This window comes from Marinobacterium iners (assembly GCF_017310015.1).
In the GTDB taxonomy this organism is placed as follows: domain Bacteria; phylum Pseudomonadota; class Gammaproteobacteria; order Pseudomonadales; family Balneatricaceae; genus Marinobacterium; species Marinobacterium iners.
Genome location: NZ_CP022297.1, coordinates 3,892,892 through 3,907,034, shown reverse-complemented (window position 1 = coordinate 3,907,034; position 14,143 = coordinate 3,892,892). Strand labels below are relative to the sequence as shown.

Genomic DNA, 14,143 nt, shown 5'->3' with positions numbered 1-14,143 from the left:
GGCTGATTGTACAGCACTGGCCGCAGGCAGCCAGGCTGTACACTTAGCGGCACCGCCGGATCAGCCGAAACGACCGGTGATATAGGCTTCGGTCATATGGTGCTCCGGTGCGGTGAACACCTTCACAGTATCGTTGACCTCAACCAGATGGCCAAGATGGAAATAGGCTGTACGGTCTGATACACGAGATGCCTGTTGCATGGAGTGTGTCACGATGACGATGGTATAGCTCTCGGACAGCTCCGAGATCAGCTCTTCCACTTTCGCCGTGGCGATCGGGTCCAGTGCCGAACAGGGCTCGTCCATCAGTACCACTTCCGGGTTGACCGCAATGGTACGGGCAATGCACAGGCGCTGCTGCTGACCGCCGGACATGCCGGTGGCAGTGGAGTCCAGACGGTCCTTCACCTCATCCCACAGACCGGCCTTGCGCAGGCTGTTCTCGACGATTTCGTCCAGATCCGACTTGCGGTTGGCAAGACCATGAATACGCGGGCCATAGGCCACGTTGTCGTAGATCGATTTGGGGAAGGGGTTGGGCTTCTGAAACACCATGCCTACGCGGGCACGCAGCTCAACCACGTCCTGGCGCGGATCATAGATGTCCTGATCATCCAGCTGCAGGCTGCCCTTGACCTTGCAGATGTCGATACTGTCGTTCATTCGGTTCAGGCAGCGCAGGAAGGTGGACTTGCCACAACCGGATGGACCGATGAAGGCAATGACTTCATTCTTGCCGATATCCAGGCTGACATTTTTGATTGCCCGATCTGCGCCGTAAAATACTTCCACGTCACGCAGCTTGAACTTAGGCTCCTTGGCTGCATAGGGCTTGCCAACGGTTTTGCCCTCTTCAATACCGGCATCCGAGCTGCTCTCGATGGCAGTGGACTCAGTGGCCGTGGCTGTAGTCTTGGTCATGGCTGCGTTATCACTCAGAGTTGCGGTCATGTTCATATCTGTTCTCCTTACCAACGGCGCTCAAGACGCTTGCGCAGCCAGATGGCCAATGCATTCATTCCGATCAGAAAGCTCAGCAGCACCATGATGGCGGCTGAAGCACGTTCAATAAAGGCAAGTTCGGGGCTGCCTGCCCAGAGGAATACCTGTACCGGCAATACGGTGGCCGAGTCGAAGAAGCCACCGGGCACGTCAACAATAAAGGCCACCATGCCGATCAGCAGCAGCGGGGCGGTTTCACCCAGTGCCTGCGCCATGCCGATGATGGATCCGGTCAGCATGCCCGGCATCGCCAGCGGCAGGACGTGGTGCAATACCACCTGCATTTTCGAGGCGCCAATCCCTTCCGCCGCTTCGCGGATCGAGGGCGGTACGCTCTTGATTGCGGCCCGGCTGGAAATGATGATGGTGGGCAGTGTCATCAGAGTTAGCACCATGCCGCCCACCACCGGAACCGAGCGGGGCATGCCGAACAGATTGATGAATACGGCCAGACCCAGCAGACCAAAGATGATCGACGGCACCGCTGCCAGGTTATTGATGTTGACCTCAATAAAATCGGTCAGACGGTTCTTGGGAGCGAACTCTTCCAGGTAAATTGCCGCGGCCACGCCGATCGGGAACGACAGCACAAGCGTGACAAACATGGTCAGCAGCGAGCCGACTACTGCGCCCATGATGCCGGCCTTGGCGGGGTCACGAGAATCGCCTCCCTTGAAGAAGACATCGTTGAACGAGGTCTCGATCACGCCCTTTTCCTTCAGCATGTTCACCCATTCCTGCTGCTGTGGTGAGAGCTTGATCGAGTAGGCCTTGTCACCGGCGTGCTTGGAATAAACATCCACGTCGCTGTGAGCCAGGAAGCTCATCTTGCGAGTGGTGTTCAACCATTCCGGATTCTCTTTTAGCGCATCGCGCAGATCGGCAGACGCATAGGGGTTGATCAGCTTGCGTACCGCTTCACGGTTGGCGTCGGTTGCGTTCGGAATTTCACGCATCAGGGCCTGAACCAGCGGCTCGACGAAGTCGGCCATTTTTACCTGACGAGGATCTGTCGGGTCATCCAGGTACATTACCTCGCCATCCAGCACCACTTCCAGGTTCAGGCTGGTCTTCATGAAACCGCTGTACCCCTTGCCGATGATGTCGGTAAACAGAATCAGCAGGGCCGACAAGGCGATGGCGATCGCAAGAATGCCGTAGGCGCGAAAGCGCTTCTCCTTGCGGTAGCGTTTTTTCAATGACTTGCGGACGATTTCCGCCTGTGTAAGTTGCTTAGTCATACTGTTCCCGATACTTGCGTACGATATGCAGGGCGATAATGTTGAGGACCAGTGTTACCAGGAACAGCATGGCGCCCAGTGCGAAAGCCGCCAGCGTCTTGGCACTGTCGAACTCCTGGTCCCCGGTCAGCAGGGTAACGATCTGCACGGTTACCGTAGTCACGGTTTCCAGCGGGTTGGCGGTCAGGTTGGCTGCAAGGCCTGCTGCCATCACCACAATCATGGTTTCACCGATGGCACGGGATACCGCCAACAGAATGCCCCCCATGATGCCGGGAAGCGCCGCCGGGAAGACAACCTTCTTCATGGTTTCCGACTGGGTTGCACCCAGCGCCAGCGAGCCGTCGCGCAGTGACTGGGGTACGGCGTTGATGACGTCGTCCGACAGGGAAGATACGAACGGAATGATCATGATGCCCATGACCGCACCGGCAGCCAGAGCGCTCTGTGATGAGGCTTCAATGCCAAAGGATGCGGCCAGGTTACTGATGAACGGCGCCACTGTCAGCGCGGCAAAAAAGCCGTATACCACGGTTGGTATGCCGGCCAGCATCTCCAGCAACGGTTTGACCACACCGCGAACTTTCGGGTTGGCATATTCCGATAGATAGATGGCTGACATCAGCCCCACGGGAACGGCGACCAACATGGCGATGCCTGAGATCAGCAGAGTACCGGTAAACAGGGGGATCATCCCGAACGCACCCTGAGACGCGACCTGATCCGCACGCAAGGCGGTCTGGGGGCTCCAGTGAGAACCGAAAATAAAATCAATGAAGGATATCTGCTGGAAAAATCGCAGTGTCTCAAAAGCGACCGAGAAGATGATACCGACGGTGGTCAGAATGGCCAGGCCGGCACAGGCAAAGAACACCCACTTCAGAATGATCTCGACCTGAACCCGGGCGTTAAGCCGCGGATGGATACGCAGCCAGGCCAGAAAACCGGCCAGCACTGCGACGGCCACTACCAGCAGGTTCATGTACAGCCGGCTTTGTTCGCGTAGCTGTACCAGACGGTCCGCTGCTTCGACAATAGCGGGCTCAGCAAAGTTTCGCGGCAGGGCGCCACTGGCCACGTTACCGATCTGACTCAGCAACAGACTGGCCTGGCCCGCACTGTCGGGGATCATCTCCTGTGGCAGCGAACTGACGACCAGTGTCTGGATTACCTTGCCCTGAAAGCCGACCCAGAGCGCCAATATGATCAGTGCCGGAATACCGCACCAGAGTGCGGCGCGGGCACCATAGTAGAACGGAAGTGATTTGAGGTGTCGAATTCCGCCCAGTGGCATGGCCAGCGTGCGCGAACGGGTATATCCCAGCCAGTAGGCGATCGCAGCGAATGCCAGCGTGAAAAGAAGCAGATTTGCCGGTTGCATGAGTGTTCCTGTCTGCGATTTTTCGGTAAATGAATCGAATATTGTCCAGACGTGCAAAGGGGCGCGACCCCGTTTTCAGGACCGCACCCCGAGTTTTGCCTATGCGACCCGCTTACTTGAGCTCGTCAATGGTCAGGTTCGGCATGTTTTCGGCCTTGTCCATCAGCACGGCCAGCTGGTCACGCGGCGGAATGATCAGACCCACATCCTTGAGGTAGCCGTTCTGGCCCAGCGCAGAGTTGCTGGCAAACTCACCCACGTATTCAGCGATGCCCGGAACCACGCCAACGTGTGCCTTCTTGACGTAGAAGAACAGTGAGCGAGCTACAGGGTACTTGTCCGCTGCGATATCTTCAGCGGTCGGTACCATGCCATCGAGTGTAGCGGCCTGCAGGCGGTCAGCATTTTCTTCCAGGAAGCTGAAACCGAACACGCCATACATGCCGGTATCGCTGATCAGTTTCTGAACGATCAGGTTGTCATTCTCGCCTGCTTCAATGAAAACGCCGTCTTCACGAATGCTTTCGCAGATAGCCTTGTGCTCGTCCTTGCTCAGATCCTTGGCTTCCGGCAGTTTGTCACAGCCAGCGGCAAGTGCCAGTTCATTGAAGGAGTCACGGGTACCGGATGTCGGCGGCGGACCCATTACGCGGATCGGCTTGTTCGGCAGGCCAGCGTCGATGTCACTCCAGTTCTTGTTCGGGTTGGCAACCCATTTGCCATCGACCGGCACCTTTTCACCCAGCGCCAGGAACAGTTGCTCCAGGGTGAGATTCAGGTTCTCGGCATCCTTGGAGCTGGCGATAACGATGCCGTCAGAACCGATGCGGAATTCAGTGATATCGGTCACGCCGTTCTTCTGGCACAACTCAAACTCGGAGGTTTTCATGCGACGTGAAGCGTTGGTGATGTCCGGGTGCTGGGTACCGATACCCTGACAGAACAGTTTCATGCCGCCACCAGAGCCGGTAGATTCCAGCTTCGGCGTGTTGAATTCGGTGTTACTGCCGAAACGTTCGGCAACTACGGTTGCGAACGGGTAAACAGTGGAAGAGCCCACGATGCTGATGGTGTCACGGGCGGCAGCCGGTGCGGCCAGGCTGATGCCGGCAGCGGCAGTCATGGCAAGTGCAAGAGCTTTGGTGCGCAATTTCATTGAGTTACCCTCTCTGAACTGATCGTTTTTTGATGTGGCCCACTATAGGGGGCAAAGATGACTGATTTATGACAGTTGTCACAAAGCGTAAAAAAGTTTTTCAGAGAGCTTGAGCTAGTGCCGTTTGCGGCCAGATTCTCTATTATGTGCACTGCAGCAAAGAGCGCGTCGTTCGCTCTACCGAATAATAAAAGGAGACAAGCATGAGTTGCAGTGATGACACAGAGGTGCTGAAACCCGCAGGAGAGCTGACACTGCAGCTGCCTGCCGGTCATGAGGCGGTCAACATGTTTGGTGATGTGTATGGCGGTTGGGTAGCCTCACAGCTGGTGCTCGCCAGTGAGATCCGTGCCGGTCAGGAGGCGCAGGGCCGCATTGCCACGGTATCGGTTGGACGCATGAGCTTCATGTCGCCGGTTATGTGCGGCACGGTGCTGAGTTTTTACACTCGGGTATTGGAGCGGGGTAACAGCTCGTTGCGGATTCAGGTTGAAGTCTGGGGGCGCTGCCCGGACGGCAGTGAGTTGCGCAAAGTGACCAGCACCGAATGTGTACAGGTCGCCATCGATCGTCAGGGGCATATCCGCAGCTTGCCCCAGCAGGACTGATGCAAGGTTCCGGCTGCCACTGCGACAGCCGGATCTGGCCGGTCAGATCAGGAGGCTGGCGCCGCCTGCGATGATCGCAATCATCATCACGTTGAGTACCATGCCTGCGCGCATCATTTGACCCTGAGGCAAAAATCCCGAGCCATACACGATGGCATTGGGGGGGGTTGCCACCGGAAGCATGAAGGCGCAGGACGCGGCCACGGCAATGACCACCGCCATGATTTCGGTGGAGAGGCCCATGGAGCCGGCAATACCGACAAAAATCGGCACCAGCAGTGCGGCACTGGCGGTATTGCTGGCTATCTCGGTCAGCATTACCACAAAAGCCGCGACGACCAGAATGAACAGCGGAGCCGATGCACCACTCATCAGACTGCTGACAGTCTCGGCCAGGAACAGGCTGGCACCGGTGGTCGACAGCATGGCCGACAGAGTCAGCCCTCCCCCGAACAGCAACAGTACGCCCCAGTCGGCCGTTTTCTCGATCTGCTTCCAGTTCACCAGCTGCAGCATGCACAACAGCAGAATGGCGAACATTGCCACGATCGAGTCAAAGCCGCCCTTGATGCCCAAGAAACCTGATACCGGCTTGCTGAACAGCCACAGTGTAACGGTCAGCGCAAATACACCCAGCGTCATCCACTGCTTGCTGGTGAGCGGCTCGTGGCGGTGGATCGCCGGGAAACGGTGGTTCAGTTCAGGCCGCAGCAGCGCCCAAAGCACCACAATCATCAGCGGCAGTGACAGTGCAACGGTCGGAATACCGAACCGGAGCCAGTCGGCAAAGCTCAGACCCACTTCAGCGGCGGCGATGGCGTTGGGGGGCGAGCCGACCAGCGTACCGATGCCGCCGATATTGGCGGAATAGGCCACGCCCAGCAGCACGAACCAGTAGGTACGCTCATGCCCTTCATAGGGCAGTTGGCGCAGCAGGCCCAGTGCCAGTGGCAGCATCATGGCAGCGGTTGCAGTGTTGGAGATCCACATGGACAGGCCCGCGGACGTCAGGAACAGCAACACGGCTGCCATCCCCAACTTGCCTTGCGCCAGACGGATCACATGACCGGCGATGTACTTGTCCAGCCCCTGTGCGCTGAGTGCCGCCGCGAGGCCGAAACCACCCAGGAACAGGAAGATGATCGGGTTGGCGAAACTCTTGAGCGCATCGGAGACGCTGAACACGCCCGCCACCACAGTCAGCACCGGAATCAGCAGTGCCGTTACGGTAATGTTGAAGGTCTCGGTCATCCATAGAATGGCAATAACGGCCAGAATGGCCAGGCCGGTACGCAGCTGAGGCTCAAGTGGCGCCAGCCACCAGATACCGGCACCTGCCAGTACCGCCAGCAGGAAGGTGATCCACTTTCCGGGCATGGGTGTCTCCAGGGTTGATTGCAAAAGAGCGCGGATTTTACACAGTTGTCTATCAGTGGGCTACTTTAGTCGCAGGGCCTTGTTGGAAGTGTAGAAAGGCTTAGCCAAAAAACCAGTAGCCACAGGCGATGGCAGCCGTCACCCCGGCCAGGTCAGCGCTCAAGCCACACAGCACGGCATGCCGTGTACGCCGGATGCCGACTGCACCGAAATAGACCGCCAGTACATAGAAAGTGGTTTCGGTAGAGCCCTGCACGATAGAGGCCACCTGAGCGGCGAAGGAATCAACGCCATGGGTGTTCATGGTTTCCAGCATCATGGCGCGGGCACCGGAGCCGGACAGGGGTTTCATCAGTGCCGTGGGCAAAGCATCGGCAAAACGGGTGTCCAGGCCGAGCAGGCCGATTCCTTCGCGCAGCAGCCAGATGAAGCCCTCCAGGGCACCGCTCTCGCGCAGTATGCCGATCGCCACCAGCATCGCCAGGAGGTAGGGGATGATCATGATGGCGGTTTCGAACCCCTGCTTCGCCCCCTCGATAAAGGTTTCATACACGTTGACGCCGCGTCGCTGCGCCAGCAACAGGAACAGGATGATGACGCTGAACAGCAGGAGGTTGCCGGTCAGTGCTGACTGGCGCTGCAGCTCTTCGGCACTGAGCGTGGCGAAATAGCCGACGAAGGCGAGCAACAGGGCTGAGCCGACCCCGAACCAGAGCAGCAGGGTGCGTTGCAGCAGGTTGATGCGCTGAATCCAGCAGGTGACCAGCAACCCCACCAGTGTTGAGCAGCTGGTGGCGATCAGGATCGGGATAAAAACGGCGGTTGGGTCGCTGGAGCCCTGCTGGGCGCGATACAGGAAAATGGTGATCGGGAACAGGGTGACCGCCGAGGTGTTGAGCACCAGAAACAGGATCTGGGCGTTGCTGGCGGTTTCCTTGTCAGGGTTGAGGCTCTGCAGATCCTGCATCGCCTTCAGCCCCAGCGGGGTGGCGGCGTTGTCGAGACCGAGAAAGTTGGCGGACAGGTTCATGGTCATGGAACCGATCGCCGGATGTCGCGGCGGCACCTCCGGCATCAGCCGGGTAAACAGAGGGCCGAGCAGACGAGCGATGCGATCTACCAATCCCGAGGCTTCGGCCAGTTTCATCATCCCCAGCCAGAACGCCAGCGTACCGATCAGGCCGATGGACAGCTCCACGGTGAGTTTCGACATGTCGAAACTGCTCTGGATCAGGCGTTGGAACACGGCAGAGTCACCCATGACCAGCCACTGCCAGAGTGCCGCGACAAAGGCGATCAGAAAGAAACCGAGCCAGATCCGGTGCAGCATGGAGGACGTCCTGTGGAAAACCTGCCTCGATTCTAGCGACCGAAAGCAGGTCTGGCCACAGGGTTAGTCATTAACCCCGTAACCGCCAGCAGGTAACCTCCGACAGCGTATGCTGGAACTTGCGCCGGGTTTCGCGAATTACGAACGGGACAGCCTCAGGTTCGCGGATCAGTTCGAAGTGCTCGTCCAGCACTTCATGCAGACCGTCCAGTGTGGTGACATTCTCACCGTCACGCTTGAAACCTCCCAGCCACTCCTCTTTGGGGGTGTGTTCCTCCAGCCAGGTGTAGGGCGAAGCGATCAGCAGCAGGCCGCCGGGGTTCAGACGGGTATGCACCTGTGACAGGAACTGACGCGGGCTGTAAAGACGGTCGATCAGGTTGGCGGCCAGAATCAGGTCATAGCCCTTCAGGATCGGCTTGAGGTTGCAAGCATCCCCCTGCATGAAACTGACGCGATCAGCCGTATCAGCCAGCCCCAGTGAAGTCAGGTCTCGCTCGTGATAGCTGACCAGTTCACCTTCGTCTGGCAATGTATAGCGCAATCGGCCCTGCTGCTGTAGCTGTACGCCCAGATTGATCAGGCGGGCAGAGAAATCGACACCGTCTACCTGCTCAAAATGGCGCGCCAGTTCGAAGCTTGCGCGCCCGGTGGCGCAGCCCAGGTCCAGAGCCTTGCCGCTGCGTTGGCCAACCAGCTCAATCGCCAGTCGGGCCAGCGCCTGCGGAAAGTTGGCAACACCGAACTGCTCGTCACCGTAGTGGAACTCGGCGTACTGGGACGCCAGTGCATCGCTTTCATACCGTGATGAGGGCACTGCCTTTGGAGGTGCGCCGGCCACATAGCGGAAACCGGCATGCTGAAAGAAGTGGCGTCGAAAGGCGTAACGGGCGCTGCGCAGGCTCTCGTTGCCACAGGAGATCCAGCTGCCGCCCTTGATCAGGTTATGGCGATCGTCAAAGGTGGGTGTGGTGAAATCATCGTAGCAGGGGTGCACTTCAAACCCCTCAAACGGGTAGATCGGTGTTTGCGTCCACTGCCAGACATTGCCGCTGACATCGTAAAAATCACCCTGGGCAAAACGATACACCGGGCAGGATGACGCGAAGTGGTCCAGATGCAAGTTGGCATTAACCGACGCTGTGCTGTCCGGCTCGGCCACGCGGGCCAAATCGTAGAGCCGATACCATTCATCCTCGCTGGGCAGACGGATCGACTCGCCGGTCTGCTCCGATTTCCAGCGGCAGAACGCCTCCGCCTCGTGACAGTTGACCTCGACTGGCCAGTCCCAGGGCATGTAAACCTGCTCGCACATGAGGCGCAGTTGCCAGCCGTCCTCCGATTCAACCCAGAAGGTCGGATATACGGCACCGGTGAAGTCACGCCAATTCCAGCCTTCCTCACTCCACCAGCGGCGTTCGGTGTAACCGCCTGCTTCTACAAAGGCCAGAAACTCCTGGTTGGAGGTCAACATCTGTGCCGCCTTGAAGCTGTCCAGCATGATTTCGCGATGGCCGTATTCGTTATCCCAGCCGTAGCGGGAGTCTTCACGTGACTTGCCCAAAACTGCCTTGCCGGCCGGCACTTCAATCAGCTGATTTGCAGGTGCTGGCCCTGAGTCGCGACACACTGGCCAGGCAGGGTGGGGCTGTACGTACCTGAGTTCGTGCTGGCGGATCAGCACGGATGAGGTTTCCAGGTGGATACGCTCGTGCTCGATCCCCATCACAATGGTCCACCAGGGATGGTTCCAGTTGATCGGGGATGTCAGCGGCGCTTCACGAATGATCCGATCCAGTGTCTGACGCACCTGGTCACGGTAGGCCTTTACCTCAGCGACTGACGGCCAGTTGTAGTGATCATCGTTCAAATCATCCCAGCTCATCTCATCGACGCCGATGGCGAAGATCGACTCGAAGTGAGGATTGATTCGCTGTTCCACCAGTCCGCTCAGCAGTAACTTGTTGATGAAAAAGGTGGCGGTATGGCCATAGTAGAATATCAGCGGATGGCGCAGGGCGATCGGCTTGACGAAGAAGGCTTCGTCACAGGTCAATACCTCGAACAGCTGCTCGTAGCGATCGAAGGTGGTATGAAAATAGTCCAGTATCTCGTGACGCAAGGTGTCACTGTCCGGGTTGTCCAGCCGAGGGGTACGGTTAAGGCGTTCCATGTGCAGTCCTGATCCGGTTAACGACGGTAACGTCAGTTCAGTATAGACAGCCGGATAAGGGAGGAGGACAGGTGCCGGCTGCAAAATATGGGTCTTGTTACTGCCGACAGAAGGATTTGGATCAGTGGAGGACGTCGGCAGGCGGGCGCCTGCCGACGGATACAGCGGGGTTGGGCTTAGTCGAGCATACTCAGGTCACGCACGGCACCCTTGTCGGCCGAAGTGGCCAGCAGGGCGTAGGCCTTAAGGGCTGCAGATACCTTGCGTGGTCGCTCTTCGGCCGGCTTCCAGCCCAGCTTGTCCTGCTCGGCGCGACGGATCGACAGCTCCTCATCGGACACCAGCACGTTGATGGTGCGGTTGGGGATGTCGATGCGGATGCGATCGCCGTTTTTCACCAGACCGATGGCACCGCCTGCAGCGGCTTCAGGCGAAGCGTGTCCAATGGACAGGCCGGAGGTACCGCCGGAGAAACGACCGTCGGTCAGCAGAGCACACTCCTTGCCCAGTCCCTTGGATTTCAGGTAGGAGGTCGGGTACAGCATCTCCTGCATGCCCGGGCCGCCTTTCGGGCCTTCGTAGCGAATTACAACGACATCACCGGCCTTCACCTCATCGTTGAGAATTTTCCGGACCGCCTCGTCTTGTGATTCCATCACGTTGGCGTTCCCTTCAAACACCAGAATTGACTCATCGACACCGGCACTTTTTACCACGCAGCCATCCAGAGCGATGTTGCCGTACAGCACGGCGAGGCCGCCTTCCTGAGAAAAGGCGTGATCGATGGAACGGATGCAGCCGTGCTCTCGGTCACCGTCCAGTGTTGGCCAGCGCGTGGCCTGACTGAACGCTTCCTGAGTCGGGATGCCGGCAGGACCTGCCTTGTAAAACTCGATCACCTCTGGCGTGGGGTTGCGCATGATATCCCACTGGTCCAGAGCGTCTTTCATTGTCGGGGCATGGACGGTGGGTACGTCTGTGTGAAGCTTGCCGGCACGGTCCAGTTCACCCAGGATCGCCATGATGCCGCCGGCGCGGTGTACGTCTTCAATGTGGTACTTCTGAGTATTGGGTGCCACCTTGCACAGCTGGGGAACGGTGCGAGAAAGCCGGTCGATATCTTTCATGGTGAAATCGATTTCAGCTTCCTGGGCGATGGCCAGCAGGTGCAGGATGGTGTTGGTGGAACCGCCCATGGCGATATCCAGAGTGATGGCGTTTTCGAACGCTTTCAGGCCTACGGCTCTGGGTAAAATTTGAGCATCATTCTGCTCGTAGTAGAGTTTGGCCATCTCAACGATAGAACGGCCGGCACGCAGGAACAGCTGCTTGCGATCCGCATGGGTCGCTACAACCGTGCCGTTACCCGGCAGCGCCAGACCCAGCGCTTCAGCCAGACAGTTCATGGAGTTGGCGGTGAACATGCCGGAGCAGGAACCGCAGGTCGGGCAGGCGGAGCGCTCGACAGCCTCGACCTCTTCGTCAGACGCATTCGGGTCCGCAGCCAGTACCATCGCATCGACCAGGTCCAGTTTGTGCTCGGCAAGTTTGGTCTTGCCGGCTTCCATCGGTCCGCCGGTCACAAAAATGACCGGGATGTTCAGGCGCATGGCGGCCATCAGCATCCCCGGGGTGATTTTGTCGCAGTTGGAGATGCACACCAGCGCATCGGCGCAGTGGGCATTGACCATGTATTCGACTGAGTCGGCGATGATGTCGCGGCTCGGCAGCGAGTAGAGCATGCCGTCGTGGCCCATGGCGATGCCGTCGTCCACGGCGATGGTGTTGAATTCCTTGGCTACGCCACCGGCTTTCTCGATCTCACGAGCAACCAGCTGGCCCATGTCCTTCAGGTGGACGTGGCCGGGAACGAACTGGGTGAAGGAGTTGGCCACGGCGACGATCGGCTTGTGGAAATCTTCATCCTTCATACCAGTGGCGCGCCACAGTGCGCGGGCACCCGCCATGTTGCGGCCGGCGGTGGAGGTCTTGGAACGATACTCAGGCATGGGGCTCCCCTCGGAATTCGGTTGTGCAAACAAGCCTGAGTATATCAGATAAACGCCTAGCGCCGAGGGGAGTAAAAGCCGAGTCTTTTCAGCTAGACTGAAGAGCAAAACTCAGTGCACAAAGGAGAGAAGACCATGCGAGTCGGTGTGCCTAAAGAGATCAAGAATCACGAGTACCGGGTGGGAATGACCCCCATGGGCGTGCGGGAGCTGACCGAGCAGGGCCATCAGGTGCAAGTGGAGCAGAATGCTGGTGCAGCCGTTGGTTTCAGCGATGCGGATTATGAGCAGGCCGGCGCCGTGATCGTGGATGATCCACGTGCCGTGTTTACCTGGGCCGACTTGATCGTCAAGGTGAAAGAGCCGCAACCCGATGAATGCAGTTGGCTCAGTGCCGATCAGGTGCTGTTTACCTACCTGCATCTTGCCGCAGATCGCCAGCTGACGGATGCCTTGTTGGCCAGTGGCTGTACCGCCATCGGATATGAAACCGTAGAAGATCAGCACGGAGGCCTGCCACTTCTGGCGCCGATGAGCGAGGTAGCCGGGCGAATGGCTGTGCAGGCGGGTGCTCACTGTCTCGAAAAGGCACAGGGCGGACGTGGTGTGTTGCTCGGCGGTGTACCGGGCGTGAGCCCGGGGCGGGTGATGATTATTGGCGGCGGAGTAGTGGGCGAAAACGCGGCCAGAATTGCGCTGGGTATGGGCGCACAGGTATGCCTGCTGGACAAGTCCATTGCCCGACTGCGGCAGCTGGATGAGCGTTTCAACGGAGAGCTGATCACCCTTTACTCTACGCAGGAAAATATTGAGCAGCAGCTGGCTCAGGCCGATCTGGTTATTGGGGCCGTGCTGCTGCCCGGTGCGGCAGCGCCGAAGCTGGTGACACGCGGTATGCTGGGGCTGATGCGGCCAGGTGCAGTATTGGTGGATGTGGCGATCGATCAGGGTGGGTGTTTCGAAACCAGCCGCCCGACAACCCATGCCGACCCGGTGTTCGAAGTGGATGGCATCATCCATTACTGTGTCGCCAACATGCCGGGGGCGGTTGCCCGTACCGCCACGCTGGCCTTGACCAATGCAACCCTGCCCTATATCGAAGCACTGGCACAGCATGAGTGGCGCCGGGCCTTGCAGGATATCCCGGGCTTTATTCACGGGCTGAACATCCATTCGGGTCGTGTTGCCTGTGCCGGGGTAGCCGCGGCCTTTGATATGCCCTTTAACCCGCCCCAGATTGAACTGGGCAGCGCTTGAACCAAACCGCCGGCGGCTCTATGCTCGACACAGATATAAGGAGTATCTGATGCAGGAAAATAACAGGATCGGCTCTGATATCTGGCTGCGACGGTTGATGAAAACCGGCATTCCATTGGCACTGATCTGTATTCTCAGCCTGTGGCTGGGGCAGACATTTGGTGTACCGGCGCTGGGTTGGCTGTTTGTGCTCAGTGCACCGCTGGTACTGCTGATCGGATTTGCCTATAACCTGAGGTATCTGCTGCTGGTACAACGTCGCAAGCGTACCCGGCAGAGCTGAAATATCATCGAGGAGACTGCAATATGGAACGCAATATCGGTGTACTGGATCAACTGGTGCGAATCCTGATTGGATTGGTGCTGATTGTACTGATCTTTTTTGGACCTCAGACATGGTGGGGGTTGATTGGCGTGCCGATCATCGCGATCGCCATCTCCGGAACCTGCCCTCTTTACAGCCTGCTGGGCATGCGCACCTGTCGTAAGTGCGGCTGACGTTCACGCGCGATTCAGATCAGGATCTTTAGCCTATGCATCCATTGACGGGTGAAATCGGTTGCGGTTCAGCCGCAACCGTTCGCCGACCATAGAAGGTCACATGAGGTA

At 58.3% G+C, this 14,143-nt stretch carries 12 protein-coding genes; 4 read left to right on the top strand and 8 right to left on the bottom strand.

Annotation, left to right across the window (positions count from 1 at the left end; all coding sequences use genetic code 11):
- Positions 1-60 precede the first annotated feature (60 nt).
- The 4 genes from pstB to CFI10_RS18360 all read right to left on the bottom strand — a co-directional run bounded on the left by pstB (position 61) and on the right by CFI10_RS18360 (position 4,780).
- Complete coding sequence (gene pstB, locus CFI10_RS18375) at positions 61-957, bottom strand: phosphate ABC transporter ATP-binding protein PstB (protein ID WP_175527628.1); 897 nt, start codon at positions 955-957, stop codon at positions 61-63.
- 11 nt (positions 958-968) lie between these two features.
- The gene (gene pstA, locus CFI10_RS18370; RefSeq protein WP_206837448.1) at positions 969-2,243 is read right to left on the bottom strand and encodes a phosphate ABC transporter permease PstA; all 1,275 of its coding nucleotides are present in this window, start codon (positions 2,241-2,243) and stop codon (positions 969-971) included.
- Positions 2,236-3,624 carry a phosphate ABC transporter permease subunit PstC gene (pstC, locus tag CFI10_RS18365; RefSeq protein ID WP_206837445.1) on the bottom strand — a complete coding sequence of 463 codons (1,389 nt, stop codon included), beginning with the start codon at positions 3,622-3,624 and terminating at the stop codon, positions 2,236-2,238. Before pstC ends, pstA begins: the two co-directional genes overlap by 8 nt.
- Before the next feature lie 112 nt (positions 3,625-3,736).
- Entirely contained in the window at positions 3,737-4,780 is a 1,044-nt protein-coding gene (locus CFI10_RS18360) for a substrate-binding domain-containing protein (protein ID WP_091826065.1), read from the bottom strand.
- 203 nt (positions 4,781-4,983) lie between these two features.
- Here CFI10_RS18360 and CFI10_RS18355 point away from each other — a divergent pair, with 203 nt between their 5' ends.
- Positions 4,984-5,388, top strand: coding sequence for an acyl-CoA thioesterase (locus CFI10_RS18355; protein ID WP_091826062.1), 405 nt, complete (start codon positions 4,984-4,986; stop codon positions 5,386-5,388).
- Positions 5,389-5,430: 42 nt separating this feature from the next.
- On the opposite strand, the gene CFI10_RS18350 is transcribed toward CFI10_RS18355, so the two are convergent.
- From CFI10_RS18350 to ilvD, 4 genes are all read right to left on the bottom strand, one after another.
- Entirely contained in the window at positions 5,431-6,765 is a 1,335-nt protein-coding gene (locus CFI10_RS18350) for a DASS family sodium-coupled anion symporter (protein WP_091826060.1), read from the bottom strand.
- Between the two features lie 100 nt (positions 6,766-6,865).
- On the bottom strand, positions 6,866-8,095 hold the full coding sequence (locus CFI10_RS18345) for a nucleoside recognition domain-containing protein (protein ID WP_206837443.1): 1,230 nt from the start codon (positions 8,093-8,095) through the stop codon (positions 6,866-6,868).
- Positions 8,096-8,165: 70 nt separating this feature from the next.
- Positions 8,166-10,268 (bottom strand): 5-histidylcysteine sulfoxide synthase, encoded by a 2,103-nt coding sequence (gene ovoA / locus CFI10_RS18340; protein ID WP_206837439.1) that lies wholly within the window; start codon positions 10,266-10,268, stop codon positions 8,166-8,168.
- 176 nt (positions 10,269-10,444) lie between these two features.
- Complete coding sequence (gene ilvD, locus CFI10_RS18335) at positions 10,445-12,277, bottom strand: dihydroxy-acid dehydratase (protein ID WP_206837436.1); 1,833 nt, start codon at positions 12,275-12,277, stop codon at positions 10,445-10,447.
- Positions 12,278-12,412: 135 nt separating this feature from the next.
- On the opposite strand from ilvD, the gene ald reads away from it, so the two are divergent.
- From ald to CFI10_RS18320, 3 genes are read left to right on the top strand one after another with little or no spacing between them, the layout of a single operon-like run.
- The gene (gene ald, locus CFI10_RS18330; protein WP_091826048.1) at positions 12,413-13,534 is read left to right on the top strand and encodes an alanine dehydrogenase; all 1,122 of its coding nucleotides are present in this window, start codon (positions 12,413-12,415) and stop codon (positions 13,532-13,534) included.
- A 49-nt stretch (positions 13,535-13,583) separates the two neighbouring features.
- Positions 13,584-13,817: a hypothetical protein gene (locus CFI10_RS18325; RefSeq protein ID WP_091826045.1), complete on the top strand. Its 234-nt coding sequence runs from the start codon at positions 13,584-13,586 to the stop codon at positions 13,815-13,817.
- A 23-nt stretch (positions 13,818-13,840) separates the two neighbouring features.
- The gene (locus tag CFI10_RS18320) at positions 13,841-14,032 is read left to right on the top strand and encodes a YgaP family membrane protein (RefSeq protein WP_206837432.1); all 192 of its coding nucleotides are present in this window, start codon (positions 13,841-13,843) and stop codon (positions 14,030-14,032) included.
- Positions 14,033-14,143: the final 111 nt, after the last annotated feature.